Source organism: Magnetospirillum sp. SS-4, assembly GCF_902729425.1.
In the GTDB taxonomy this organism is placed as follows: Bacteria; Pseudomonadota; Alphaproteobacteria; order Rhodospirillales; family Magnetospirillaceae; genus Phaeospirillum.
The window spans coordinates 304,717-330,564 of sequence record NZ_CACVCH010000001.1; the positions used below are offsets into that span (position 1 = coordinate 304,717).

The 25,848-nt window shown below is 67.4% G+C and carries 19 protein-coding genes; 8 read left to right on the top strand and 11 right to left on the bottom strand.

The window, feature by feature from the left end; genetic code table 11:
* The first annotated feature begins 130 nt into the window (after window positions 1-130).
* The gene (locus MTBSS4_RS01520; protein WP_173981614.1) at window positions 131-1,249 is read left to right on the top strand and encodes an Mrp/NBP35 family ATP-binding protein; all 1,119 of its coding nucleotides are present in this window, start codon (window positions 131-133) and stop codon (window positions 1,247-1,249) included.
* Window positions 1,250-1,568: 319 nt separating this feature from the next.
* On the opposite strand, the gene MTBSS4_RS01525 is transcribed toward MTBSS4_RS01520, so the two are convergent.
* The 11 genes from MTBSS4_RS01525 to MTBSS4_RS01575 all read right to left on the bottom strand — a co-directional run bounded on the left by MTBSS4_RS01525 (window position 1,569) and on the right by MTBSS4_RS01575 (window position 14,696).
* Window positions 1,569-3,635, bottom strand: a complete 2,067-nt coding sequence (locus MTBSS4_RS01525) for a sodium:solute symporter family protein (protein WP_173981615.1) — start codon at window positions 3,633-3,635, stop codon at window positions 1,569-1,571.
* Window positions 3,635-3,895: a DUF4212 domain-containing protein gene (locus MTBSS4_RS01530; RefSeq protein ID WP_173981616.1), complete on the bottom strand. Its 261-nt coding sequence runs from the start codon at window positions 3,893-3,895 to the stop codon at window positions 3,635-3,637. The genes MTBSS4_RS01525 and MTBSS4_RS01530 overlap by 1 nt, the downstream gene beginning before the upstream one ends.
* Before the next feature lie 70 nt (window positions 3,896-3,965).
* Window positions 3,966-4,559, bottom strand: a complete 594-nt coding sequence (locus tag MTBSS4_RS01535; RefSeq protein WP_173981617.1) for a tetratricopeptide repeat protein — start codon at window positions 4,557-4,559, stop codon at window positions 3,966-3,968.
* Between the two features lie 2 nt (window positions 4,560-4,561).
* A complete protein-coding gene (locus MTBSS4_RS01540) occupies window positions 4,562-4,843 on the bottom strand; it encodes a hypothetical protein (protein WP_173981618.1) in 282 nt (93 codons plus the stop codon).
* Between the two features lie 220 nt (window positions 4,844-5,063).
* Window positions 5,064-7,175 carry a PAS domain-containing protein gene (locus MTBSS4_RS01545; RefSeq protein ID WP_173981619.1) on the bottom strand — a complete coding sequence of 704 codons (2,112 nt, stop codon included), beginning with the start codon at window positions 7,173-7,175 and terminating at the stop codon, window positions 5,064-5,066.
* A 12-nt stretch (window positions 7,176-7,187) separates the two neighbouring features.
* Complete coding sequence (locus MTBSS4_RS01550; protein WP_173981620.1) at window positions 7,188-8,636, bottom strand: DUF294 nucleotidyltransferase-like domain-containing protein; 1,449 nt, start codon at window positions 8,634-8,636, stop codon at window positions 7,188-7,190.
* Window positions 8,633-10,021 carry a 3'-5' exonuclease gene (locus tag MTBSS4_RS01555; protein WP_173981621.1) on the bottom strand — a complete coding sequence of 463 codons (1,389 nt, stop codon included), beginning with the start codon at window positions 10,019-10,021 and terminating at the stop codon, window positions 8,633-8,635. Before MTBSS4_RS01555 ends, MTBSS4_RS01550 begins: the two co-directional genes overlap by 4 nt.
* Window positions 10,022-10,168: 147 nt before the next feature.
* Window positions 10,169-12,520 carry a CHASE domain-containing protein gene (locus MTBSS4_RS01560; RefSeq protein ID WP_173981622.1) on the bottom strand — a complete coding sequence of 784 codons (2,352 nt, stop codon included), beginning with the start codon at window positions 12,518-12,520 and terminating at the stop codon, window positions 10,169-10,171.
* 84 nt (window positions 12,521-12,604) lie between these two features.
* Window positions 12,605-13,300, bottom strand: a complete 696-nt coding sequence (locus MTBSS4_RS01565) for a hypothetical protein (protein ID WP_173981623.1) — start codon at window positions 13,298-13,300, stop codon at window positions 12,605-12,607.
* 24 nt (window positions 13,301-13,324) lie between these two features.
* Window positions 13,325-14,050 carry a response regulator gene (locus MTBSS4_RS01570; protein WP_173981624.1) on the bottom strand — a complete coding sequence of 242 codons (726 nt, stop codon included), beginning with the start codon at window positions 14,048-14,050 and terminating at the stop codon, window positions 13,325-13,327.
* A 106-nt stretch (window positions 14,051-14,156) separates the two neighbouring features.
* Window positions 14,157-14,696, bottom strand: coding sequence for a hypothetical protein (locus MTBSS4_RS01575; RefSeq protein ID WP_173981625.1), 540 nt, complete (start codon window positions 14,694-14,696; stop codon window positions 14,157-14,159).
* Between the two features lie 258 nt (window positions 14,697-14,954).
* On the opposite strand from MTBSS4_RS01575, the gene MTBSS4_RS01580 reads away from it, so the two are divergent.
* The 7 genes from MTBSS4_RS01580 to dprA all read left to right on the top strand — a co-directional run bounded on the left by MTBSS4_RS01580 (window position 14,955) and on the right by dprA (window position 25,822).
* Window positions 14,955-16,349, top strand: coding sequence for a CmpA/NrtA family ABC transporter substrate-binding protein (locus MTBSS4_RS01580; protein ID WP_173981626.1), 1,395 nt, complete (start codon window positions 14,955-14,957; stop codon window positions 16,347-16,349).
* A 69-nt stretch (window positions 16,350-16,418) separates the two neighbouring features.
* On the top strand, window positions 16,419-17,498 hold the full coding sequence (locus MTBSS4_RS01585; protein WP_173981627.1) for an ABC transporter permease: 1,080 nt from the start codon (window positions 16,419-16,421) through the stop codon (window positions 17,496-17,498).
* A gap of 13 nt (window positions 17,499-17,511) precedes the next feature.
* Entirely contained in the window at window positions 17,512-19,194 is a 1,683-nt protein-coding gene (locus tag MTBSS4_RS01590) for an ABC transporter ATP-binding protein (protein WP_173981628.1), read from the top strand.
* 12 nt (window positions 19,195-19,206) lie between these two features.
* A complete protein-coding gene (gene nirB, locus MTBSS4_RS01595) occupies window positions 19,207-21,651 on the top strand; it encodes a nitrite reductase large subunit NirB (RefSeq protein WP_173981629.1) in 2,445 nt (814 codons plus the stop codon).
* A 5-nt stretch (window positions 21,652-21,656) separates the two neighbouring features.
* The gene (nirD, locus tag MTBSS4_RS01600) at window positions 21,657-21,992 is read left to right on the top strand and encodes a nitrite reductase small subunit NirD (RefSeq protein WP_173981749.1); all 336 of its coding nucleotides are present in this window, start codon (window positions 21,657-21,659) and stop codon (window positions 21,990-21,992) included.
* A gap of 126 nt (window positions 21,993-22,118) precedes the next feature.
* Window positions 22,119-24,662, top strand: coding sequence for a nitrate reductase (locus tag MTBSS4_RS01605; protein ID WP_173981630.1), 2,544 nt, complete (start codon window positions 22,119-22,121; stop codon window positions 24,660-24,662).
* A 2-nt stretch (window positions 24,663-24,664) separates the two neighbouring features.
* Window positions 24,665-25,822: a DNA-processing protein DprA gene (dprA, locus tag MTBSS4_RS01610; protein WP_254432324.1), complete on the top strand. Its 1,158-nt coding sequence runs from the start codon at window positions 24,665-24,667 to the stop codon at window positions 25,820-25,822.
* Window positions 25,823-25,848: the final 26 nt, after the last annotated feature.

Consider the following 25,848-nt stretch of genomic DNA (forward strand, 5'->3'; position numbering starts at 1 on the left):
TTTTCCGGCCGTCCCGCCAGCAAACGACTTTGCAAACCGGATCGGGCGTCATATATGAGATGATGCTTGTGGTTGTCTGGCACCGGAAAAACCACAGTTTTTATAATGCTTTCCACCTGAGAGGACGCCCATGGCCGAGGTCACCGAGCAGCAGATCATCGAGGCGCTGAAGCGTATCAACGACCCCGACCGCAAGGCCGACATCGTCAGCCTGGGCATGGTTTCGGGCATCGCCGTCAAGAGCGGCCACGTCGCCTTCGCCATCGAGGTCGAGGCGAGCCGCGGCCCCCACCTGGAACCGCTGCGCAAGGCGGCCGAACAGGCGGTTCACGCCCTGCCGGGCGTTTTGTCCGTGTCGGCGGTGCTGACCGCCGAGCGCAACGTCCAGGGCGGCCCCAAGGGCGGACACGGTCACGGTCATGATCACGGCCAGGGCGCCGAGAAGCCGCTGCTGCCCCACGTCAAGGCGATCATCGCGGTGGCGTCGGGCAAGGGCGGCGTCGGCAAGTCCACCACCGCCACCAATCTCGCCATGGCGCTGTCCCAGATGGGGCTGAAGACCGGCCTGTTCGACGCCGACATCTTCGGCCCCAGCATGCCGCGCATGCTGGGCATCGCCGGCGAGCCGGTCAGCCCCGACGGCCAGACCCTGATGCCCATGGAGAATTACGGCGTCAAGTGCATGTCCATGGGCTTCCTGGTGCCCGAGGATTCGCCGGTGATCTGGCGCGGCCCCATGGTGATGGGGGCGCTGGAGCAATTGCTGCGCGACGTCCATTGGGGCGAGCTGGACGTGATGGTGATCGACATGCCGCCCGGCACCGGCGACACCCAGCTGACCATGACCCAGCGGGTGCCGCTGACCGGCGCGGTGATCGTGTCGACGCCGCAGGACATCGCCCTGCTGGACGCCGCCAAGGGCCTCAACATGTTCCGCAAGGTCGACGTGCCGGTGCTCGGCATCATCGAGAACATGAGCTATTACATCTGCCCCAAATGCGGCGACGAGGCCCACATCTTCGGCCACGGCGGCGCCAAGGCCGAGGCCGCCCGGCTGTCGGCCGACTTCCTGGGCGAGATTCCGCTCGACATCGCCATCCGCCAGACCGCCGACGCCGGCGAGCCGATCGTGGTATCCAGGCCCAACAGCCCGCACGCCAAGGCCTATCGCGACATCGCCGCCAAGATCTGGGAAAAGGTCCAGGCCATCCAGGGCGGCCGCAAGGGACCGCGCATCGTGATGGAATAGCGTCCCGCTGCCCTGCCCCGCCCCGCCCCGCCCCTTCTCCGGTTCATCCGGGGAAGGGGCTTTTTCATGGCCGCCGCGCGCACAAAACAGCCCCGGCCAGGACCGGGGCTGCTATCAAGGTATGGGTCAAAGCAAAAACTCTAGGAAACACAGTCGCAATTCACGACATGACCGAGACTATGGTTAAACTCCAAACCATGTCAACAAGCAATACTATACACTATACTGACAATCCAAAAATATAACCCTACCCATTGGAATGGAAAAACCCCACCCCCGATGGAATATGCTTCCATCAAGGGTGGGGCGTTCAGTCAGATCAGGCCCTCTTCAGGTTGGGATACCGGACATCCTCGACCATGTGCTGAACCTCTTCCGACGGAGCGGGAGTGAACATGCTGACGACGATGATGACCAGGAAGCCGAGCGGGATGCCGAACAGGCCGGCGGAGATCGGCTGGATATCCCACCACAGATTGGCCGGGACCGCGCGCGGGATTCCGAAGAACATCTCGCGCAGCCAGGGCTGGGTGGCCGCCATGTAGTAGAAGGTGATGCTGACGCCGGCCATCATGCCCAGGGTGGCGGCGATGCCGGTGGCACGCTTCCAGAAGATGCCGCAGGTGAGAGCCGGGAAGAACCCGGCCGCCGCCAGCGAGAAGGCCGCGCCGACCAGGAACAGGATGTCGGCGGGCTTCTGCGCCGCCACCAGGGCCGCCAGCACGGCGACGACCAGCAGCAGCGTCTTCGACAGCATGACGCGGCGGGCCACCGGCGCGTTCGGATCGATCATCTTGTAATAGAGATCGTGCGACAGCGCGTTGGCGATGGTCAGCAGCAGACCATCGGCGGTGGACAGCGCGGCGGCGAGACCGCCGGCGGCCACCAGGCCCGAAACCACGTAGGGCAGACCACCGATTTCCGGAGTGGCGAGCACGACGATGTCGCCGCCGATGGCGATCTCGGCACGTTGAACGATGCCGTCGCCATTGATATCGGACAAAGACAGCAGGGCCGGATCAACCGCCTGCCAATTGGCCACCCAGGCGGGCAAGGCCGTGAAGGCGGTGCCGACCACGTCGTTGTAGACCACGAACTTCACCAGCACCGCCAGCGACGGGGCGGTGAAGTACAGCAGGAAGATGAAGAACAGCGACCACGTCACCGAGAGGCGGGCTTCCTTCACCGAAGGCGTGGTGTAGTAGCGCATCAGGATGTGCGGCAGCGCGGCGGTGCCGACCATCAGGCAGAAGATCAGCGCCAGGAAGTTCTTCTTGGCGATGCCCCGGGCCGTCTCGTCCTTGGCGGCGAAAGCCTCGCCATGCGCCGCGATCGGGGCGGCCCTGGCCGCCAGGGCGGCTTCCTTGGACCAGGCGGCCTTGGCGGCGACCTCGTCCTTGGGGAACTTGGCGATGGCGTCCTCGGCCGACTTGATGGCGGCGGCGTCGTTGGCGGCCTTGGCGTCGGCCAGCTTCTTGTCCAGGGCCATCTTGCCGTCGGCCATGGACTTGGGAATATCCTTCAGCTTGGCCTTGGCGTCGTCGGAACGCTGCTTGAAGATGCCGCGAACCTCCAGTTCCTTGGGATCGGCGTTGAGCTTCTTCTCCAGTTCGGTGACCTTCTGGAGCTGGAAGCCGTAGACCGCCTGCGGAATCGGAATACCGGTCTGCTTGACCGACAGCCACACCACCGGGGTCATGTAGGCGATGATCAGGATGATGTACTGCGCCACCTGGGTCCAGGTGACGGCGCGCATGCCGCCCAGGAACGAGCACACCAGGATGCCGCCCAGGCCGACGAAGATGCCCAGCGTGAAGTCGACGCCCGACAGACGGGTGGTGATCAGGCCGACGCCGTAGATCTGCGCCACCACGTAGGTGAACGAGCACAGGATGGCGATGAACAGGCCGACGAAGCGCGGAGCGTTGCCGCCGTAGCGGGCGCCCAGGAAGTCGGGAATGGTGAAGGCGCCGAACTTGCGCAGATAGGGCGCCAGGAACAGGGCCACCAGGCAGTAGCCGCCGGTCCAGCCCATGATGAAGGCGAGGCCGGAATAGCCGGTGAGGTACAGCGTGCCGGCCATGCCGATGAACGACGCCGCGCTCATCCAGTCGGCGCCGGTGGCCATGCCGTTGAACAGGGCCGGAACCCGGCGTCCCGCGACATAGTATTCGTCGGCGTCGTTGGTGCGGCTCATGATGCCGATGCCGGCGTAGAGCAGCACGGTCATGACCAGGAAGATATAGCCGATCCACGCCCTGGGCAGGCCCATGGCCTCGCCGATGGCCAGCAGCAGCACCACCGCCAGGAAGCCGCCGGTGTAGAAACCGTAGACCTTGGTCAGGTGTTGGGTGAACTGCTTCGAGGTTTGATTTTCTCCGAACATTATTCCTCTCCCTCCTCGACGCCGTATTCAATGTCCAGGTTGTTCATGTACCTGGCGTAATACCAGATGATCCAGACATAGACGACGAGGGCGCCCTGGGCGCCAACCCAGAAGCTGAAGGGCCACCCCATGAAGGTGAAGCTGAGTTCGCGGGCGAACCAAGCCACGACGAAGGTCACAACGAACCAGATTCCCAGCAGAATTGCGGTTATCCTAAGGTTCTTTGACCAGTATTCTTTATGTTTTTCTGTAAGCTGCATGAGTCCTCCCCTATTTCGCCCCCGAAGGTTTCGGGTTTATTTGGACTTGGTTAAACGGGACCTCTTCAAATCAGAATATCCCTGTCGGCCGGGCGGCGCCCGCCTTGATCCCCGTCTCCTGTTCCAGTTGGAGTGCGACCTTGGGCTCGAACTTGGCGAGCCGGTGGATCACGCTTTCGGCCTTGTCGCGCTGGCCGAGGCGGAGATAGGCATGGGCAAGCTGGTACCAGCCATAGGGACTCATGGGCTGAAGCTCGGTGTTGCGCTTCAGCGCCGCCACCGCCTCTTCCATCTTGCCGCATTTGATCAGCGACAGCGCCAGTCCGTACCAGGCGCGGTCAAGCTTGCCGTCGAGGTCGAGGGCATGCCGGAAGGCCACGGCGGCCTCCTCGTGCTCGCCCATGTCGTCGAGGACATAGCCCAGATTGAACCAGTTGCCCGGCTGGGCCGGGTCGATGTCGAGGGCCTGCCGGAACAAGGCGATCGCCTCGGCCCGATGCCCCAGGCCGACCTTGGTGTGGGCGATGGACGCCACCACGGTTGCGTCGCCGGGGGTCAGAACGCGGATGCGTTCCCAGTATTCGACGGCCTGGGCGTCCCGCTTCAGCAGCAGGCACCAGATGGCCATCTGGCGATAGAACCAGAGATCGAGTTTCTTTCCCATTCTTATGCGCTTCCCTGCATCAGTTCGTGCCGGACCATGATCAGGAAGACCCAGGCCCAGAACACCAGGAAGAAGGAGACCACCGGCACATGCCGGTCGGCGACCTTGGCCGGGGTGATCAGCCGCACCAGCCTGACCACCGGAGAGGTGAGGAAGCGGAAGGTCTTGTAGATCGGATTACGCTCGTGCCGCCCGAAACTCATCACGAAAACCAACCCCTGTCCGATAAGCAGCAACCCGATGAATTTCACCACTTCATGAAGAACGGCGAGTCCAAACTCCATCTACGTAGCATCCCCTATGAAACAACCCGCCGCCAAAGGCCGGATATCCTGAAAAACAAGTCTTATGTTGCGTCGCAACAAAAGCTATTCTTGCATTCTTCCAGTATCAAAGTCAGGCCAACCGGCAGCTACGGTATACGACAAAGACCCGATACGCAAGTTTCTGAGTTTGGCAGTTATGTTGCAATGCAAAACAGTAACTCGAAGGTATAATTCAGACTCAGAAACTTGCGCCGGCATGCCGCATCTCTGCCGCCATGTTGGACGCGGCCATGACTTGGGCGAGCGTGTGGACGCCCTGGGATTCCAGCCGCTCGATCAGCCGGACGAACAATTCGGCCGTGGCCATGGAATCGCCGATGGCGGTGTGGCGGTTGGGCACGCTGATGCCGAAGCGGCCCAGGACGGCGTCCAGGGAATGGGCGGCCTCGTCGCCGTCGACCAGCACCGACAGCAGCAAGGTGTCGATCACCGGGTTGCGGAAGGCGACGCCGCTGGCCGTCTCCTTCATCTTCAGGAAGGCGATGTCGAAGGCGGCGTTGTGGGCCACCAGCACGGCGTCGCCGACGAAGGTCTTGAACTGGGGCAGCACCACCTCGATAGGCGGCCGGTCGGCGACCATGTCGTCGGTGATGCCGTGGAACCGGATGGACGAGCGGGGAATCTTGCGCTGGGGATTGATCAGGCGCTCGAAGCGCTCGCCCGACAGGATGCGGCCGTTGACCACCCGGATTCCGGCCAGCGAGATGATCTCGTCGCCGTCCGAGGGTTTCAGGCCGGTGGTCTCGGTGTCGAAGACCACGTAGTCCAGATCCCGCAGCCGCCGCTCGGCCAGCGACGCCGGCAGCGACTGGGCGTCGGTCAGGCCGAAATCGTAGAATTCCGGACGCGGCGGCAGCGGCGCCGGCGGCGCCACCGGCTCGGACGTCACTGCCAGCGGCAGCGGCAGCCGCATCACCGCCCGGCCGTCCGACCGTTCCAGGCACCACAGGTCGCTGCCGTGGCGATCCAGCACGTCGCGCATGGTCAGATGGGTGAAGCTGGCGTCGAGTTCGTCCTCCATCCAGGATTCGATCGCCCCCACCGGAATCACCGGCCCGGCCCAGGACAGATCCACATAGGCCTGACGCGGCGCCAGCCGGGTTTCGGCGTCGAACGTCGCCGCGCCGGTGGCGCGGTGGACGCGCAGCAGCACCTCCTTGATAAGCAGCACCAGCGAATAGGAATCGCCGCGCAGCCATTGCGGAATTCCCACCGCGATCACCGCGATCTCGCAATCCTCGCGCAGGATGCGCGAGACGCAGTTGACCAGATCGGCCCCGTAGATGTCGCCCATGGGCCAGCGCAGCAATTCGTGGCCGCGATATTCCGACGACAGGACCTCGATCTGGCGGGCGATCTCGGTGCCCTCGGCCAGGATGACCTGCTCGAAGGCGGCGCGCTGCTCCGGGCTCATGCCGGGAAAGCCGGTCAGGGTCTCGGCGGCGGCGCGCAAATTGGCCGCCGGCCCCCTCAGCCCGGTGCTGAGCGTCCGCCGCAGCACGTTCATGCGGGTAAGGTCGGCGATTTCGGCGCGGATGTCGGTCAGGGTGACGGCATAGCCGTTGACCTCGCGCACCGGCCCCAGGATCAACGACATCCGGCCGTGCAGCATCGCCCGCGAATCCACGGTGGCGCAGACGAACGGCGACACCAGGTCGGCCGCCGCCACCCCCTCGGCCCGCCGGTATTCCAGCCGCTCCAGGGCGTGCAGCAGCGGCTCGCGGGTCAGCAGGTTGAGCAGGGAACGCCCGAGCCCCAGCGATTCCGGCGATTGCAGCAGGCGGGCCGCGTTGGGATTGTAAAGCAGGATCTGGTGATTGGGGCCGCACACCACCACGCCGTCGGAGAAGTCGAGCAAGATGGCTTCCAGCCATTCCTTCTGGCGCGCCACCTCGGTGGTGGCGGTCTCCATCGCCCGCACCATGTCGCGCCGGGCCTCGCGCAGCGACTGGGCCAGGGCGACGGTGGCGTCGGGCAGCGGCCCCAGGCGATGATGGGGCGGGGCCTCGATGGCGTGGTCGGCCAGCCTGGACTGGGCCAGACGGCGGGCCTGGCGCCCCAGCACCGCCGCCGGCCGCAGCAGCCAGCGGTCCAGCAGCAGGAACAGGACCAGCATCGCCAGCCCGCCGGCCGCCCCGGCGGCGCCGGCGGCCAGCATGCCGTCGGCCAGCAGGGCCGGGTCGGCGATTCCCGCCGCCGTCATGGCCCGGCGGACGGCCACCGCCCCACTCAGATAGACCAGCAGGGCGATGGCCGCGCACAGAACCGCGATCAATTGCCTGTTGGTCATGACCATGCACTCCTATACGGAAGACAGCGCGTTCTGCATCACCCAGTTCAAGGCGTTGATGGTCTTGAAGGCCTGCTTCAGCCGGTCGCGGTCGCGCGGCTGCAACCGCTTGGGGTCGATCCGGTTGGACAGGGGCAGGCCATCGGCCAGATCGGCCCGCTGCTGTTCCAGCAGGACGCGGACCATCAGGCCGTGGCTTTCGCGGAACGAGGCGGCATCGGCGGCCGACATGTGCCCGCCCTCGGCCAGCAGCCGCAGCCGGTCGCCGGTGCCGGTGGCCAGGACGCGATGCTTCATCGCCAGGATGCGCGCCGCCGAGGTCAGCGGCAGCAACCCCGACATCTTGAGGTCCAGCCGCCCGTCCTTGGTGATGAACTGGCCCAGAACCCCGATGGGCGCCCGGATGTCGCCGGCCGCCTGGGCCATGGCGTGAAGGAAGCGGGGAGAGCGGGCGGCCTGCTCGCTGAAGAAGGCCCGCAATCCGTCCGCCAGGTCGATGTCGCCGTAGACCGGGCGGAAATCGACGAAGATGTGGACGTTCAGCAATTCCTTGCCGTCGGCCTCCTTGATCCAGTGCTGGATGCGGTCTTCCCAGCCGGCGACGGTGTGGCGCCAGTCGGCGTTGCAGGCCATGACCCCGCCGGTGCAGAACGGAATTCCCGCCGCGTCCAGGGTGTCGCATATGCGCTTGCCCATCTCGGCGAACCAGGGATCGTCGTCGCGGCCGCCGGCATGGACGATGGCGTTGTCCTGATCGGAACCGAACAGGCTTTCCCGCCGGCCGCCGGACCCCAGCAGCAGCAGGCACCAGCGGGCCGGCGCCTCGCCCCAGCCGCGCTCGATCATGGCGCGCTCGGCCAGCCGGGCCGCCCGCTCGGTCATGGCGCGCAGCACAGAACTGGTCACCGCCGCCACCCCCAGCGGCTCGACCCGCTCGGCCATCAGCTCGGCCGCCAGACGGGGAAGCTTCTGCTTGGCCGCCAGCATCTCCTCGGCGGAATTGGCGGATTCGACCTCGTCGCCGACCAGCAGGGCATAGGACGAGCGCATGTGCATCAACCCGCGCAGGGTGACGGCGCCGATGCCGATGCCGCGCTCGTCCACCGCCACCAGATGGCGCAGCTTCAGCCGGTCCATGCGGCCCATGGCCACATAGGCGAAGGCATCGCTGCGGATGGTGGCGACCGGACTGGACATGATGGTCCCCAGCGGCACGTCGGCCGCATCGCGGCGATGGGCGGCCACCGCCTTCAGCACGTCGCGCTCGGTCAGGATTCCGACCGGCCGGCCGTGCTCGTCGGCCACCACCAGCGAACTGATCCCCTTGGTGCTCATGGTGCGGGCAGCCTCGGCCACGGTGGTGCCGGGACGCGCGGTGACCAGCGGCGTCCCCATCACCTCGGCGACCCGGTGGCGGTAGGCGAAACTGTCGATCTTCTCCAGCGTCGATTCCTCGGTCATCGGCGATCCCCCATCTGACTGTCCTCGTCCCAGCCCATTTCCTGGTGGCGCTTGATCTGTTCCCGCGCCTGCCGCGAGAAGGCGCGGGCCTCGCCCAGGGTGCGGATGCCCCGGCGTTCCAGTTGCGGGATCAGGCGCACCCATATCTCGGCGGTCACCAGGCTGTCCCCCAGCGCGGTATGGCGGCCGCTGACGTTGATGCCCATGCGGCCGGCCTGATCGTCGATCTCCAGCGCCGCCTCGTCCGGAGAGAGGGCGGCCGCCAGCAGCAGGATGTCAAGCCGGGGCGGCGGAGTCCAGGCATGACCGGTGACCCGGGCGGCATTCTGGAGCAGCGCCAGATCGAAGCCGATATTATGGCCGACCAGGACGGTTCCGGCCATCATCGCCAGAATCTCGGGCAGGACCCGGTCGATCCCGGGCTTGCCGGCGACCATGGCGTCGTCGATGCCGTGAACCGCGGTGGCGCGGGCCGGAATGCGCCGCCCCGGGTCCACCAGCAGGTCGAGGACGGTCGAGCGGTAGATGCGGTTGCCGTGGCAGCGCACCGCCCCGACCGAGACGATGGCGTCGCGGGCGGCGTTGAGGCCGGTGGTCTCGGTGTCGAGCACCAGCGACGGCAGTTCCGACAGCAAGGTGGCATCCACCGGCGGCGGGGCCGGCGGCGGGTGGTCGTGCAGGTCCAGCGCCAGTTCCACCTCGCTGCCGGCGGCCGGTCCGGTGGCCGAGAAGGTGATGACCGAGCCGCGATGCTCGCCCAGGTCAAGGACCCGCACTGCATGGTGCGAACCGTCCAGCAAGGCGAGGTCGGCATCCACCGGCTTGCCCTCGGACCGGCTGGCCCGCTGCACCGCGGCCAGCAGGCTGTCGCGGTCGACGGCGGCGTAGATGGAACCGCCGATGGTGGCGTGGTCGCCGCCCAGCAGGGCCTTGGCCGGACCGTTGATCAGGCTGACCAGACCGCTTTCGGTCATCACCACCACGCCGTCGTGAAGGGCGCGAAGAACCACCGCCAGCCGCTGGTCCGGCTTCGCCGACTGGCGATGACGGGTTTCGGCGAGACCGCCGATCAGCCGCGCCATTTCCCCCAGCGGCCCCCGGTCGGTGTCGAACCGTTCCGCGATGGCCTGGGGGAACAGCTGCCCCAGCGCCGCCGCCTCCAGGCCGGACCCCAGCAGGCGGAGCTTTTCGAGATGGCCGCGCACCACCTCGTGCAGGGCGATCAGCGACAGCCACGCCGCCACCAGGACCATCCCCACCAGCCAGGCCGGCGGCGCCACACCCTCGGCGAAATGGGGGATCAGGGCCAGCAACGCCAGGGCCAGGGCGATGCCGGCGAAACCGCCGAACACCAGGCTGACCCGGAAATAGCGGACCGGACTCATGGGCGGAGGCCCGGGAACGCTGGCGCGCGGTTCCGGATCGAGGGCCGCGCGTCGCCCGGTCGTGTCTGTTTCCGCACGGTTCCCCCCCGCTGCCGAATCCATCGAAGCATAGTACGAGGCGTTTCGCCCTGAAAAGCAATTCGTCGTTCAATTGCCGCCGGGCGCCGCCTCCGCGCACAGGCGATAGGCGTTCTTGCCGCCGGTCTTGGCGGCATACATGGCCGCGTCCGCGCCCTTCAGCAGGGTTTCGCCGTCGTCGCCGTGATCGGGGTAAAGGGCGATGCCGATCGAGGTTCCCACCCGCGCCGAATGCTCGCCGAACGCCAGGGGCTGGTTGATGATGGCGATGACCCGCTCGGCCACATGGACCACCTCGGCCGGGTCGGCAGGATTGTCCAGCAGGATGACGAATTCGTCGCCGCCCAGCCGGGCCACCGTGTCGGTATCGCGCAACAGCCCCTGAAGGCGGCTGGCGACGCCGCGCAGCACCTGGTCGCCGATGTCGTGGCCCAAGGTGTCGTTGACCACCTTGAACCCGTCCAGGTCGAGGAACAGCACCGCCATGCGGCGCCGTTCGCGCTGGGCCACCGCCAGGGCATGGTGGATGCGGTCCATCAGCAGCGAGCGGTTGGCCAGGCCGGTGAGGGCATCGTGAAAGGCGAGGTGGCGGATACGTTCGTCCTTGCGGTGCATCTCGGTGATGTCGCTGAACACGGCGACGAAGCGGTACGGCCGCCCGTCGTCGCCACGGATCATGTTGATGGTCTGGCGTTCCAAAAAGGCCTCGCCGGTCTTGCGGCGGTTCCATATCTCGCCCTGCCAGTGGCCGGATTCGACGATGGCCCGCCACATGGCGTCGTAGAAGGCGTGGTCATGGTGATCGGATTTCAAGATGCGCGGCGTCCGCCCCAGCGCCTCGTCGGCGGCAAAGCCGGTGATGTCGGTGAAGGCCGGATTCACCGCCAGGATGGTGCCCTCGACATCGGTGATGATGATGCCCTCGGAGGTGTTGTGAAACACGCTGGCCGCCAGTTTCTGGTTGGCCTCGGCCAGACGGCGGGCGGTGATGTCGCGAACGATGCCGGTGAAGAGACGCTTGCCCTCCACCATCATCTCGGACACCCCCAGTTCCATGGGAAAGACGGTGCCATCCTTGCGCAAGCCCACCACCTCACGGCCGATGCCGATCACCTTGGCCTGGCCGGTGCGGCGGAACCGCTCGACATAGCCGTCGTGACCGCTCCGATAGGGCTCGGGCATCAGCATGCTGACGTTGCGGCCGACCACCTCGCCGGCGGTCCAGCCGAAGGTCCGCTCGGCCGACGGGGTATACCACTGGACGATTCCCCGCTCGTCGATGGTGATCAGGGCATCGACGACATTGTCGACGATGGCCCGGGTGCGCGCTTCGCTGGCGACCACGACCCTGGTCATGCGGCGGGCGAGATCGATCGCCCGAAGCCGCGACCGGGCAAGGGACTGAAGCACGACGAACAGCAGCACGCTGATGAGGCCGCCCGCGATCAGGATGAAACGGGCGTCGGCGCCGGCCGCCGTCCGGGAAAACCGGCTGGTGCCGCTGAATTCCAGGGTCCAGCGATGATTGGCGATCTCGACGGTCTCGACCTGCCGGAAATCGCCTCGCACCGTCCCGGAGCTGGCTCCGCGGTGGGAATCGAACATCAGCGCGCCCTTGCCGGCCTCGGCGCCGTCGAAGATGCGCAGGGCGATCAGGTCGAACTCGCGGCCCAGGATGCCGTTCATCAGGTCGTTCATGCGAAAGGGGGCGAAGACGAAGCCCCGGATGGCGGCGCGGCGTTCCGCGACGGTCGAGGGCGACACCCCTCCGACATAGACCGGCAGGTACATCAAGGTGCCGGCCTGGTATTCGCCCTCGGCCTCCTGGACCAGGACGACCTTGCCCGACAGGCTGGGCAGGCCGGTGTCGCGGGCCATGTCCATGGCGGCGCGCCGCACCGCCTCGGAATACATGTCGTAGCCGAACGCCCGCAGATTGGCGCCCGAGAACGGTTCCAGGTAGAGGATGGACGAGTACGGATCGCGGTCGCCGGCGGGATGGATCGCATAATCGGGAAAGCCCTCGGCGCGGACCGAACGGTGGTGCCTCTCCATCTGGCCTGGGCCGAGCAGAACGCTCCAGCCCACGCCCTGGATGCCGGGAAACAGCCGGTTGACCTGCATGCCGTCGATGAAGCTCTTCCACTCGCCGCGGGTCACCGCCTCGGAGGCCCCGAACAGGGCGACGCCCCCCCGCAGGATCTGCTCGTAATTGACCATGCGCGACAAGATGCGCTCGCGGTTCTCGGCGACCGCGACCGCGAAGCGGGATTCGGCCTCGGCCATCGCCTCGTTCTCGGCGTCGCGCCATCCCAGCCAGGTGATGAACAGCCCCAGAAGCAGGACGGTGACCGACAGCAGGATGGAAACCCCGCCCGCGGCCCCGTCTCCCCCGTCGTCCGGCTGCCGCCCGACCTCCATGCCGCAGGCCTTTCCGCTGAATGCGTACCGTGCAGACTATAATGGGGAAGAGAGTCCCCCCTGCCAAGGACTTGCCGTGCCGGGCTACCCGCCGCCGCCCTCGCCCTCGGCTCCCAGGGCGTTCCAGATCAGCGCCACGGTGCCGGCCGTCAGCGCCAGCCCCAGATAGCGCGCCAGGGTCAGCGCCACCGTCTGGAGGACCGGCTGGTCCGGCAGGGCCCGAACCCCGTCCATCAGCAGGTTGATCGGCAGCCAGGCCAGGAATACGGCGATGCTGACGGCAAGGCCGCCCCGGATCACCAGATCGGGCAGGCGCCAGCTGATGGTGCCGGTGACCTTTTCCAGCGCCGCCTCGGCCGGCAGCAGGAAGACCACCCCCAGCAGCAGATGCGACAGGCCCAGCGTCAGCATGATGGCGTCCTGGAGGCTGGTTCCGGTCGCCATGGCGATGGAGGCGGCGACCACCTGGGCCGGCATGACGACGAACATCTCGGCCATCATCCAGCCGAAGGCGGCGAGAAGCTCGCGGCGGCCAAGCCGGAAAAAGGCCGGGCCCGGCGGATTCTCGTCCAGCGCCACCAGCCGCAGCCACGCCACCACGAAGACGCCCCGCGCCAGCAGGTCGACGATTCCGGCGGCGACGGCATGCCGCTCGGACACGCCGGCGCTGATCAGGCTGACCGCCATGCACACCCAGGACAGGCGCAGGAAGACCGGGAACCGCCCGATCAGGATGGAGAAGCTGCCAAGGGCAAGGCGGCAGAACCGGAAGAGGCCCATGATACGCCCTCCCTCAATCCGGCCTCAGCGGCCGGTTTCGAAATGTCCCCGCACCAGATTGATCTGGCGGATCAGTTCGTCGGCGCCGATGGGCTTGGTCAAGACCTTGGAGGCCCCCACCTGGCGGGTGATCTCGTGGGCCTGTTCCGACTTGTCGCCGGTCAGGATCAGGACCGGCTTGCGGCTGTTGACGTTGCCCTTGTCGGCCCGGAGCGTGCGCAGGAATTCGATGCCGTTCATGTTGTCCATGTGCAGGTCGCAGATGATGACGTCGGGATCGACATCGCCCGAACGCAGCATCTCCAGCGCCTTGACGCCGTCGCCGGCCTCGAAGATCTGGGCGGGACTGGTCTTGGCCAGCAGCTTCTTGATGATGGAGCGCATCACCTCCTGGTCGTCGATGATCATCACCTGAAGCCCGCTGCTGCCGATCAGCATGGTCAGCGCCGCGCCGTCCTTGAACTTCTCGATCTGCTTCTCGGCGCTCTTGGGCAGCGGCACCCGGTGCTCGCGGCAATAGATGGTCAGGGCCTGGCCGACATCGTCGCGGCTGAACACGAAATCCTTGGCCGAGCCGCCGGCGAAGATCGCGGGAAAACGGATGGTGAGCGCGATGTCCTGGGACGGGTCGAAGCTGAGCAGGTCGGGGGCGGTGTCGGGCAGGTGCTTGCCGATCCGCTCGCCATAGCGCCGCATGGCGTCAAGAAAGTCCGCCCTGGGAAACACGATGACGCGGCGTTCGACGATCATTGGACCTGTTGGCCTGGAAAAACGGGGCGGGTTGGGGAAACAGGTCCCGCCACGCGACTGATTGCCTTCTAATTACCCTGCCGCGACCGGCCGGTAAAGCGCGGCGCTACTTCTTCTCGACCAGCGGCAGATTCGACTTGAGGCTGAGCCCCAGCGGACAGGACTCGGGCTCCTGCTCGCCCTTGGCGCATTTGAGCGGCGGCCAGCCGAACTCGCCGGTGGGAACGAGGCGCAGCTGGACGGCGCCCAGCGCGCACGAGAACAGCCGGGTGGTCTGGCCGCCGACGGCCAGCGAGCCGATTGAAATCACCCAGTTGTCGGTCACCTCGTCCTTGTCGTTGAGGGCGGAGGCCAGCGCCCCCATGGCGATGGCGGCGGTGGAATAGTTGTTGACGATGAAGTTCATCCGGCATTTCCCGGCGCCGGCCCCGGCCATCATGGTGGCGGTGACGGCGACGTTGCCGATGCTGTCGCTGGCCTGATCGGTGGGAATGAACAGTTCGCGCGGGCCGGCATGGCCGGAGGCGATGGGGGCCACCGCGCTGCCGCCGCTCTCGCCCGAGCCTTCCTTCTTGCCGGCGGCCTCGGCCGCCCCGGCCACCAGCAGCGCCACCAGTCCCGCAAGCGCCGGCAGATAGGGGGGCATGGCGTCTCTCCCTCGTGATCGGGTCCCGCTCAAGGCTAGTGCAAACCCGGCCGCATGTCACGGCCAGGCAATTGCACATAACTTAGGCATCAATAGTCGCTAGCCTATTAAATAGGCATTTGATCGCCTTGATAAGCCGGGGACCCAGCGGAATCCGGCCTGTCGGGTCTGGCACGGCGGTTGCTTGATGCTGCATTGCAACGGCGCTTACCAGACGAGGGAATGATGATGACCGAATTCGCGATTGAACAGCCCCCGATGACCCGCCCCATGCCCGGCCGCCGCAAGAACGCGATGGGCCTGCTGGTCGCGGCCGCCCTGCTGGCCGGAGCCGCCCAATCGGCCGAGGCCGCCCCGGCGCTGGAGAAGGACGAGTTGAAGCTGGGCTTCATCAAGCTGACCGACATGGCGCCGCTGGCCATCGCCAAGGAAAAGGGCTTCTTCGAGGACGAGGGCCTGTTCGTCACCCTGGAGCCGCAGGCCAACTGGAAGGTGCTGCTGGACCGGGTGATCTCGGGCGAGCTGGACGGCGCCCACATGCTGGCCGGCCAGCCGCTGGGCGCCACCATCGGCTACGGCACCAAGACCCACGTCGTCACCGCCTTCTCCATGGACCTGAACGGCAACGGCATCACCGTCTCCAACGAGGTGTGGGACCTGATGAAGCCGCACCTGCCCAAGGGGCCGGACGGCAAGCCGGTCCATCCCATCAAGGCCGATTCCCTGAAGAAGGTGATCGAGTCCTTCAAGGCCCAGGGCAAAAGCTTCAACATGGGCATGGTCTTCCCGGTCTCGACCCATAATTACGAGCTGCGCTACTGGCTGGCCTCGGGCGGCATCAATCCCGGCTATTACTCGCCCGAGAACATCCAGGGCCAGATCGGCGCCGACGCGCTGCTGTCGGTGACGCCGCCGCCGCAGATGCCCGCCACCCTGGAGGCCGGCACCATCTCGGGCTATTCGGTCGGCGAGCCCTGGAACCAGGCCGCCGTATTCAAGGGCATCGGCGTGCCGGTGATCACCGATTACGAAATCTGGAAGAACAATCCCGAGAAGGTGCTGGGCGTCAACAATTCCTGGGCCGAGAAGCATCCCAACACCCACGTCGCCATGGTCAAGGCGCTGATTCGCGCCGGCAAGTGGCTGGACGAGAACAACAACGCCAACCGCGCCGAGGCGGTGAGAATCCTGGCCAAGCCGGAATATGTCGGCGCCGACGCCAAGGTGATCGCCAATTCCATGACCGGCACCTTCGAATACGAGAAGGGCGACAAGCGCGCCGTGCCCGACTTCAACGTGTTCTACCGCCACTTCGCCACCTACCCCTTCTATTCCGACGCCATCTGGTACCTGACCCAGATGCGCCGCTGGGGCCAGATCGCCGAAGCCAAGCCCGACGCCTGGTACCTGGAGACCGCCAAGAGCGTCTACAGGCCCGACATCTACCTGAAGGCCGCCAAGGCGTTGGCCGACGAAGGCAAGATCGCCAAGGCCGAAATCCCCTGGGACAGCGACGGCTTCCGCGCCCCCACCAGCGAGTTCATCGACGGCGTCAGCTACGACGGCCGCAAGCCCAACGACTACCTGAAGTCCTTCGCCATCGGCCTCAAGGGCGGCCAGAAGGTCGAGAACAACAAGGTCGCCGGCAACTAAGGCCCCGAAAAGCGGCCGGGACGGCCGCCATGACTGAAAAAAGACGCGACTGAACAAGAGGACGAAGTCATGAACAGCATCACCCAGACCGCGGTCGCCGCGACCCCCAGGGCGGGCAGGACGGCCGTCTCCCTTGGCTACATCCTGACCCGTGCGGCGGCCATCCTCCCCGTCGCCGGCCTCGGCTGGGTGATACCGCTGTGCAGGCTGATCGCCCTCGACGCGCCGCGCCGGCAACTGGCCGATCTGTGGCGCCAGCTGGGCGTGCCGGTGGCGGCCATCGTCTTGTTCCTGCTGGCCTGGGGCGCCCTGGCCCCCAAGGTCCAGACCTCGCTGGGCGCCGTTCCCGGCCCGGTCGAGGTCTGGGAGCAGGTCGGCAACCTGATGGCCGATCACCGGGCCGAGCGCGCCAAGGAGGCGGCGTTCCACGAGCGCCAGGCCAAGCGCAACGCCGAGGTCAAGGCCGAGGGCGGCGAGGTCAAATCCCGCAGGTTCACCGGCAAGCCCACCTATCTCGACCAGATCGCGACCAGCCTGAAAACGGTGTTCATGGGCTTCGTCATCGCCACCGTGGTGGCGGTGCCGCTGGGCGTCATGTGCGGCCTGTCCAAGGTGGTGAACTCGGCGCTGAACCCGCTGATCCAGATCTTCAAGCCGGTGTCGCCGCTGGCCTGGCTGCCCATCGTCACCATGGTGGTGTCGGCCACCTATGTCTCGGCCGATCCCATGTTCGAGAAGGCGTTCCTGAATTCCGCCATCACGGTGACGCTGTGCTCGCTGTGGACGACCCTGATCAACACCGCCATCGGTGTCGCCTCCATCGACAAGGATCTGGTCAATGTCGGCCGGGTGCTGAACCTGCCCATGACCACCACCATCCGCAAGCTGGTGCTGCCCTCGGCGCTGCCGTTCATCTTTACCGGCATGCGGCTGTCCCTGGGGGTGGGCTGGATGGTGCTGATCGCCGCCGAGATGCTGGCCCAGAATCCCGGCCTCGGCAAGTTCGTGTGGGACGAGTTCCAGAACGGCTCGTCGCAGTCGCTGGCCAAGATCATGGTCGCCGTGCTGACCATCGGCCTGATCGGCTTCCTGCTGGATCGGGTGATGATGGCGATGCAGGCCATGTTCACCCACTCCGCCACCCGCTGAGGGAGGACCGATCATGGCATTCCTCGAACTTTCGGGCGTCGGCAAGAGCTACGGTGACACCACGGTTCTGCGCGACATCGACCTTGCCATCGAGGAGGGCGAGTTCATCGCCATCCTCGGCTTCTCCGGCACGGGCAAGACCACGCTGGTCTCGCTGATGGCCGGGCTGATCAAGCCCGATGCCGGCAGCGTCACCCTACGCGGCAAGGCCGTCACCGGCCCCGGCGCCGACCGCGGCGTGGTGTTCCAGAGCTATTCGCTGATGCCGTGGCTGACGGTGGAAGGCAATGTCGCCCTGGCGGTGGACGCGGTCATGGCCGGCGCCCCCAGGCAGGACCGCCGCGCCAGGGCCGCCAGGTATATCGGCATGGTCGGCCTGTCCCACGCCGCCGACCGCCGGCCGGCGGAACTGTCGGGCGGCATGCGCCAGCGCGTCGCCGTCGCCCGCGCCCTCGCCATGAGCCCCGACATCTTGCTGCTGGACGAACCGCTGTCGGCGCTGGACGCCCTGACCCGGGCCAAGCTGCAAGACGAGATCGAGGCGATCTGGCAGCAGGAGAAGAAAACCGTCGTCCTCATCACCAACGACGTCGACGAGGCGTTGCTGCTGGCGGACCGCATCATTCCGCTCGATCCGGGGTCGGCGGGCGGACCGGAAGGCGCCACCTTGGGGCCAAGCTTCAAGGTGGACCTGAAGCGTCCGCGTGACCGCGCCGCCGTCAACCACGACCGCGACTTCAAGCGCCTGCGCTCCGAGATCACCGAATACCTGATGGCGGCGGGGCTTGGCCGCAACGCCGCCGCCGACGGCGACGGCCGCGTCCTGCCCCAGGTGGTGCCGATCAATATCGGCGGCCCGCCCAAGGCCTGGCGCGAGGCCGGCCGGGTCAACAATCCCGACCGCTACGTCGAATTCTCGCAAATCAAGAAGATCTACCCCACCCCCAAGGGGCCGCTGACCGTGGTGGATGGCTTCGACCTCAAGATGAGGAAGGGCGAGTTCATCTCGCTGATCGGCCATTCCGGCTGCGGCAAGTCCACCGTTCTCACCATGACCGCCGGCCTGACCGGCGTGTCCGAGGGCGGCGTCATCCTGGACGGCCGCGAGGTCACCGACGCCGGCCCCGACCGCGCCGTGGTGTTCCAGGCCCCCTCGCTGTTCCCCTGGCTGACCGCGATCCAGAACGTGGCGCTCGGCGTCGACCGCGTCTATCCCCACGCCAGCCCGGCCGAACGCCACGACGTGGTCGCCTATTACCTGGAACGGGTCGGTCTCGCCGATTCCATGGACAAGAAGGCGTCCGAGATGTCCAACGGCATGCGGCAAAGGGTCGGCATCGCCCGGGCCTTCGCGCTCAGCCCCAAGCTGCTGCTGCTGGACGAGCCGTTCGGCATGCTGGACTCGCTGACCCGCTGGGAATTGCAGGAAGTGCTGATGGAGGTGTGGGCCAGGACCCAGGTCACCGCCATCTGCGTCACCCACGACGTCGACGAGGCGATCCTGATGGCCGACCGGGTGGTGATGATGACCAACGGCCCCAACGCCCGCATCGGCAAGATCCTGCATGTGGACATTCCCCGGCCGCGCACGCGGCGCGCCCTGCTGGACCATCCCCGCTACTACGAATACCGCGCCGAGGTGCTGAACTTCCTCGACGAATACGAAACCGGCGTCCACGCCAGGAAGGCGTCGTAAAGGAGTCCCGCCATGAACGCTGTTCCCCGCCAGAAACTGGTCGTCATCGGCAACGGCATGGCCGGCATGCGTACCGTCGAGGAGCTGCTGGCCATCGCGCCCGCCCGCTACGACATCACCGTGTTCGGCGCCGAGCCCCATCCCAACTACAACCGCATCATGCTGTCCTCGGTGCTGGCGGGCGAGAAGGAGATCGACGACATCGTCATCAATCCCCTCGCCTGGTACGACGACAACAACATCACGCTGCACGCCGGCAATCCGGTGCTGTCCATCGATCCGGCGGCCCGGACGGTGACCGCCGCCTCCGGACTGGTGACGCCCTATGACCGGCTGCTGCTGGCCACCGGCTCCAAGCCGCTGGCGCCGCCGATTCCGGGGCTGGATCTGCCCGGCACCTGCGCCTTCCGCGACATCGCCGACGTCGACAAGATGATCGCCGCCGCCGGCGCCAAGACCCGCGCCGTGGTGATCGGCGGCGGCCTGCTGGGGCTGGAAGCCGCCTGGGGCCTGAGGCGGCGCGGCATGCAGGTGGCGGTGGTCCACCTGATGTCCACCCTGATGGAGCGTCAGCTCGACGTCGAGGCCGGCGGGCTGCTGCAAAAGGATTTGACCGAGCGCGGCCTGCACTTCTTCACCGGCGGCCAGACCGAGGAGATCGAGGGCGCCGGCCATGTGGAACAGGTCCGTCTCGCCGACGGCCGCGTCATTCCCGCCGATCTGGTGGTGCTGGCCATCGGCATCCGCCCCAACATCGATCTGGCCAGGAAGGCCGGCCTGGAAGTCAATCGCGGCATCGTGGTCGGCGACGACATGCGCGCGTCCGATCCCGCCATCTACGGCGTCGGCGAATGCGTCGAGCATCGCGGCCAGGTGTTTGGCCTGGTGGCGCCGATCTGGGAGCAGGCCAAGGTCTGCGCCGCCAGCCTTGCCGGCCGCGACGATTCCGTCTATGTGACGCCGGCCCTGTCCACCCGGCTCAAGATCACCGGCATCGACGTGTTCTCGGCCGGCCAGCTGGCGGCCCAGGACGAAGCCGACCAGGAACTGGTCTACCGGGATTCCGCCAGGGGCATCTACAAGAAGCTGGTGCTGAGGGACGACAAGGTGGTGGGCGCCGTCATGTACGGCGACGTCGCCGACGGCGCCTGGTACTTCCAGTTGATGCGGGAAAAGGCCGACGTCGCCACTATCCGCGACCGCATGATCTTCGGCCGGGCCTATGCCGACGTGTCGGCCAGGGGCAAGGGCGTCGACGTCGCTGCCATGGCCGACGACACCCAGGTCTGCGGCTGCAACGGCGTCTCCAAGGGCACCATCGTCAAGGCCATCACCGAGAAGGGCCTGACCAGCCTGGACGAGGTCAAGGCCCATACCAAGGCGGGCTCGTCCTGCGGCCAGTGCTCGCCGGTGGTCCAGGCGATCCTGGCCCATGTCACCGGCGAGGCGGTCGAGGCCAAGGCCGCCGGCCTGTGCGGCTGCGCCGACCTGTCCCATGACGAGGTGCGCCACGCCATCGTCGCCCAGGGGCTCAAGTCCATGGAGGCGGTGCGCCAGTCGCTGGGCTGGCGGAGCAAGGACGGCTGCGCCAAGTGCCGGCCGGCGCTGAACTACTACCTGCTGTGCGCCTGGCCGGCCGAATACGTCGATCACGGCCAGAGCCGGTTCATCAACGAGCGGGTCCACGCCAACATCCAGAAGGACGGCACCTATTCGGTGGTGCCACGCATGTGGGGCGGCGTCACCACGCCGGCCGAACTGCGCGCCATCGCCGACGTCGCCGACAAGCACAAGATTCCCACCGTCAAGGTCACCGGCGGCCAGCGCATCGACCTGCTGGGGGTCAGGAAGGAGCAGCTTCCCGCCGTGTGGGCCGACCTCAACAAGGCCGGCATGGTGTCGGGCCACGCCTATGCCAAGGGCTTGCGCACCGTCAAGACCTGCGTCGGTTCGGAATGGTGCCGGTTCGGCACCCAGGATTCCACCGGTCTCGGCATCCGGCTGGAAAAGCTGATGTGGGGGTCGTGGACGCCGCACAAGGTCAAGCTGGCGGTGTCGGGCTGCCCGCGCAACTGCGCCGAGGCCACCATCAAGGACATCGGCATCATCTGCGTCGAGGCCGGCTACGACATCGTCGTCGGCGGCAACGGCGGCATCGAGCTGCGCGGCACCGATCCGTTGTGCCGGGTCGCCACCGAGGACGAGGTGCTGGAATACGCCGGCGCCTTCCTCCAGATCTACCGGGAAGAGGCCCGCTATCTGGAGCGCACCGCCCCCTGGGTCGAGCGCATCGGCGTCGACGCCATCAGAAAGCGCATCGTCGACGACGAGGCCGGCCGCCGCGCCGCCTTCGCCCGCTTCATCCATTCCCAGAAATACGCCCAGATCGATCCGTGGGCCGAACGGGTCCAGGGGATCGACGCCCACGAGTTCAAATCCCTGGCCGAGGTGGAGTGATGACCATGCAGGATTGGATCAGGATCGGCCTGCTGGCGGACATTCCCCGCCTCGGCGCCCGCACGGTGGAAACCAGTCAGGGGCAGGTGGCGGTGTTCCGCACCAGCGACGACGAGGTCTTTGCCCTGTTCAACCGCTGCCCCCACAAGGGCGGGCCGCTGTCGGAAGGCATCGTGTCCGGCAAGGTGGTGGTCTGCCCGCTGCACAACTGGACCATCGATCTGGCGACCGGCGAGGCCACCGCCCCCGACGAAGGCTGCACCCGCCCGGTGGCGGCCCGGATCGCCGATGGGCAGGTGTGGCTGGAACTGAAGGCCGGCCTCAAGGTGGCGCATGGATAGCGCGGAGGGAAGCGGCCTCGCCCTTCGAGACGCTTCGCTCCTCAGGGTGAGGCATCCAGACATCCTCATCCTGAGGAGGCCCGGACGGGCCGTCTCGAAGGATGGGACCAAAGTGGAGACACCCTCATGACCTCCATCCACACCACCTGCCCCTATTGCGGCGTCGGCTGCGGCGTGATCGCGCGGGCCACCGAGGACGGCTGGTCCATCAAGGGCGATCCCGACCACCCCGCCAACCGGGGCCGGCTGTGCGTCAAGGGCTCGGCCCTGGCCGAAACCATCGCCCTGGACGGACGGCTGCTGCATCCCATGGTCGGCGGGGCGCGGACCGACTGGGGCACCGCGCTGGACCGGGTGGCCGATGGCTTCGGCGCCGCCATCGCCGAGCACGGCCCCGACAGCGTCGCCTTCTACGTCTCGGGCCAGTTGCTGACCGAGGATTACTACGTCGCCAACAAGCTGATGAAGGGCTTCATCGGCTCGGCCAACATCGACACCAATTCCCGGCTGTGTATGTCGTCCACCGTCGCCGGCCATATCCGCGCCTTCGGCTCCGATACCGTGCCGGGCTGCTACGACGACATTGAACTGGCCGATCTGGTGGTGCTGGTCGGCTCCAACGCAGCGTGGTGCCACCCGGTGATCTTCCAGCGGCTGCTGGCGGAAAAGACCCGCCGACCCGATTTGCGCATCGTGGTGATCGACCCCCGCCGCACCGCCACCGCCGAATGCGCCGACCTGCACCTGGCCATCCGCCCCGGCTCGGACGCGGTGCTGTTCACCGGCCTGCTGGCCTATCTCAAGGGCGAGGAAGCCGAGGTGGAATGCGGCGTCGCGCTGGAGCGGGTCGTCACCTTCTTCGACTGGTTCGCCTCGACCGAGAAGGTGGTGACCCTGTGGTCCCAGGGCATCAACCAGTCGTCGTCGGGCACCGACAAGGTGGACGCCATCATCAACTGCCACCTGGAAACCGGACGCATCGGCCGTCCCGGCATGGGGCCGCTGTCGCTGACCGGCCAGCCCAACGCCATGGGCGGACGCGAGGTCGGCGGGCTGGCCAACATGCTGGCCGCCCACATGGGCTTCGACGATGGCTCCATCGACCGGGTCGGACGGTTCTGGGGCGCGCCCAACATGGCGGCCAAGCCGGGCCTGAAGGCGGTTGACCTGTTTGGCGCCGTCGCCGACGGCCGCATCAAGGCGCTGTGGGTGATGGCGACCAATCCGGCGGTCAGCCTGCCCGAGGCCGATCTGGTGCGCAAGGCGATAATGACCTGCCCGTTCGTGGTGGTGTCCGATTGCGAGGCCGACACCGACACCACCCGGCTGGCGCATGTGCGGCTGCCGGCGCTGGCCTGGGGCGAGAAGGACGGCACCGTCACCAATTCCGAACGGCGCATCTCGCGCCAGCGGCCGTTCCTGCCGCCCCCCGGCGAGGCCAGGGCCGATTGGCGGATCATCTCCGAGGTGGCCGGACGGATGGGGTTCGCCGGCTCGTTCGCCTATTCCTCGCCGGCCGACATCTTCGCCGAGCATTGCCGCCTCACCGCCTTCGAGAACGGTGGAACCCGCGACCTCGACCTCGCCGGCCTGATCGCGGCCGATTACCGGACTCTGGAGCCGATCCAGTGGCCGGTGCGCGCGCCGGGCGAGGGAACGGAGCGGCTGTTCGGCGACGGTCGCTTCTTCCACGCCGACGGCAACGCCCGGCAGGTGGAGATCGCTCCCCGGCCGCCGGCTCTCCAGCCATCTCCCGATTTTCCGCTGATCCTGAATACCGGCCGTTCCCGCGACCAGTGGCACACCATGACCCGGACCGGCCGTTCCCCCATCCTGGCCGCCCACGCCCCCGAGCCGACCCTGTCGGTGCATCCCGACGACGCCGCCCGCCTCGGCCTCGCCGACAACGGCCTGGCGAGGGTGTCGGGGATCAGGTCCAACGGCGTGTTCCGGGTGGTCCTAGACGGCGGCCAGCGGCCCGGCGAGGTGTTCGCCCCCATCCACTGGACCGACCGCACCGCCTCGAACGCGGTGGTGGGCGGCCTGATGGACGCCGCCACCGACCCGGTGTCAGGCCAGCCCGAACTGAAGCACGCCCCGGTGCGGGTGGAACCGTTCACCGCAGCCTGGCATGGCGTGCTGCTGGGGCGCGATTCGGTCGGCCTGCCCCGCGACATCTACTGGGCGCGGGCGGCGGGCCGGCATCATTCGGTGTGGCGGCTGGCCGGCGAGACCGGCGAGGACTGGCCGTCCACCGCCCGCTCCTGGCTGGGTGGGGACGGCGAATGGATCGAGTTCCTCGACCCCCATCGCGGCCACTACCGCGCCGCCCGGCTGGTGGATGGCCGGCTGGAGGGCGTCCTGTTCATCTTTCGCTGGGCCACCGATTTCTCGCCCGACTGGGTGGCGCAAGCCTTCGGCCACGCCGCCATCGACGGCGACGAACGCGCCACCCTGGTGGCGGGCGCCCCGCCCGGCGGCGATCGCGGCCGCGACAAGACCATCTGTTCCTGCTTCGGCGTCGGGCTGGCCGCCATCCGGACCGCCATCCGCGACCATCGCCTGACCAGCGTGGCCGAGATCGGCACCCTGCTGAAGGCCGGCACCAATTGCGGATCTTGCGTTCCCGAACTTCGCGTCGTCCTGGCCGAAGCCGTCCGGCATTCTTGACCATGCCGGCCGGGTCCGGCATCCTGCCCGCGATGGACGAGGGGTCGAGGACGCTTTCCGCTACCGAACGGCTGGACTGGCTGCGACTGATCCGCAGCGAGAACGTGGGGCCGCGCACCTTCAACCGGCTGCTGGAGCGGTTCGGCTCGGCCGGCGCCGCCCTGGCCGCCCTGCCCGATCTCGCCCGACGCGGCGGCCTGCGCCGGGCCATCACCGTCTGTTCCAGGGCCGACGCCGAGCGCGAGCTGTCCATGGCGGAGCGGGCCGGCATCCGCTATCTCGCCACCGTCGAGCCCGCCTATCCGCGCTGGCTGGCCGCCACCGAGGACGCGCCGCCGCTGCTGGGCGTGCTGGGCGACGTCTCGGTGCTGGGCCGGCCGATGGCGGCCATGGTCGGCGCCCGCAACGCCTCGCTCAACGGCCGCAACCTTGCCCGCAAGCTGGCCGCCGACCTGGGCCGCGCCGGCCTGGCGGTGGCCAGCGGCCTGGCGCGCGGCATAGACACGGCGGCGCATCAGGGGGCACTGGCCTCGGGCACGGTCGCGGTGATGGCCGGCGGGGCCGACGTGGTCTATCCCCCCGAGAACGAGGGGCTGTGGCGAGAGATCATCCAGGCGGGCGCGGTGGTGTCCGAGATGCCGCCGGGAACCCAGCCCCAGGCCAGTCATTTTCCCCGCCGCAACCGCATCGTCTCCGGCCTGGCGCTGGGCGTGGTGGTGGTGGAGGCCAACGCCCGTTCCGGCTCGCTGATCACTGCCCGCTTCGCCGCCGACCAGGGGCGCGAGGTGTTCGCGGTGCCGGGCTCGCCGCTGGACCCCAGGGCCGCCGGCCCCAACGACCTGATCCGCCATGGCGCCACCCTGACCGAGAATGCCGACGATATTCTGAACGTGCTGTCGGACCTGCTGCGCCGGCCGCTGTCGGAAGGCCGCAGGGCCGGTTTCCGCGGTCTGTCCGGCGGCGTTCCCGACGATGCCGAGGCCGGGCGGGCGCGATCCGACATCCTGGAACTGCTGGGGCCGTCAGCGGTGAGTGTTGACGAAATCATCCGCCAATGCCAATTGTCACCCTCCGTGGTGTCCTGGGTTCTGCTGGAACTTGAACTGGCCGGCCGTCTGGACCGCCACCCCGGCAACCGGGTTTCGCTGCTGGTCGGCTGAGTCCGGGGCCTTACGAGCGTGTTAGG

Coding starts and splice junctions, on each gene's coding strand:
- MTBSS4_RS01525 (WP_173981615.1), bottom strand. CDS start 3,635: ATGTTCGGAGAAAATCAAACCTCGAAGCAGTTCACCCAACACCTGACC.
- MTBSS4_RS01605 (WP_173981630.1), top strand. CDS start 22,119: ATGACCTCCATCCACACCACCTGCCCCTATTGCGGCGTCGGCTGCGGC.
- MTBSS4_RS01545 (WP_173981619.1), bottom strand. CDS start 7,175: ATGACCAACAGGCAATTGATCGCGGTTCTGTGCGCGGCCATCGCCCTG.
- MTBSS4_RS01580 (WP_173981626.1), top strand. CDS start 14,955: ATGACCCGCCCCATGCCCGGCCGCCGCAAGAACGCGATGGGCCTGCTG.
- MTBSS4_RS01565 (WP_173981623.1), bottom strand. CDS start 13,300: ATGGGCCTCTTCCGGTTCTGCCGCCTTGCCCTTGGCAGCTTCTCCATC.
- MTBSS4_RS01560 (WP_173981622.1), bottom strand. CDS start 12,520: ATGGAGGTCGGGCGGCAGCCGGACGACGGGGGAGACGGGGCCGCGGGC.
- dprA (WP_254432324.1), top strand. CDS start 24,665: ATGCCGGCCGGGTCCGGCATCCTGCCCGCGATGGACGAGGGGTCGAGG.
- MTBSS4_RS01570 (WP_173981624.1), bottom strand. CDS start 14,050: ATGATCGTCGAACGCCGCGTCATCGTGTTTCCCAGGGCGGACTTTCTT.
- nirD (WP_173981749.1), top strand. CDS start 21,657: ATGCAGGATTGGATCAGGATCGGCCTGCTGGCGGACATTCCCCGCCTC.
- MTBSS4_RS01585 (WP_173981627.1), top strand. CDS start 16,419: ATGAACAGCATCACCCAGACCGCGGTCGCCGCGACCCCCAGGGCGGGC.
- MTBSS4_RS01575 (WP_173981625.1), bottom strand. CDS start 14,696: ATGCCCCCCTATCTGCCGGCGCTTGCGGGACTGGTGGCGCTGCTGGTG.
- MTBSS4_RS01555 (WP_173981621.1), bottom strand. CDS start 10,021: ATGAGTCCGGTCCGCTATTTCCGGGTCAGCCTGGTGTTCGGCGGTTTC.
- MTBSS4_RS01540 (WP_173981618.1), bottom strand. CDS start 4,843: ATGGAGTTTGGACTCGCCGTTCTTCATGAAGTGGTGAAATTCATCGGG.
- MTBSS4_RS01590 (WP_173981628.1), top strand. CDS start 17,512: ATGGCATTCCTCGAACTTTCGGGCGTCGGCAAGAGCTACGGTGACACC.
- MTBSS4_RS01550 (WP_173981620.1), bottom strand. CDS start 8,636: ATGACCGAGGAATCGACGCTGGAGAAGATCGACAGTTTCGCCTACCGC.
- MTBSS4_RS01520 (WP_173981614.1), top strand. CDS start 131: ATGGCCGAGGTCACCGAGCAGCAGATCATCGAGGCGCTGAAGCGTATC.
- MTBSS4_RS01530 (WP_173981616.1), bottom strand. CDS start 3,895: ATGCAGCTTACAGAAAAACATAAAGAATACTGGTCAAAGAACCTTAGG.
- MTBSS4_RS01535 (WP_173981617.1), bottom strand. CDS start 4,559: ATGGGAAAGAAACTCGATCTCTGGTTCTATCGCCAGATGGCCATCTGG.
- nirB (WP_173981629.1), top strand. CDS start 19,207: ATGAACGCTGTTCCCCGCCAGAAACTGGTCGTCATCGGCAACGGCATG.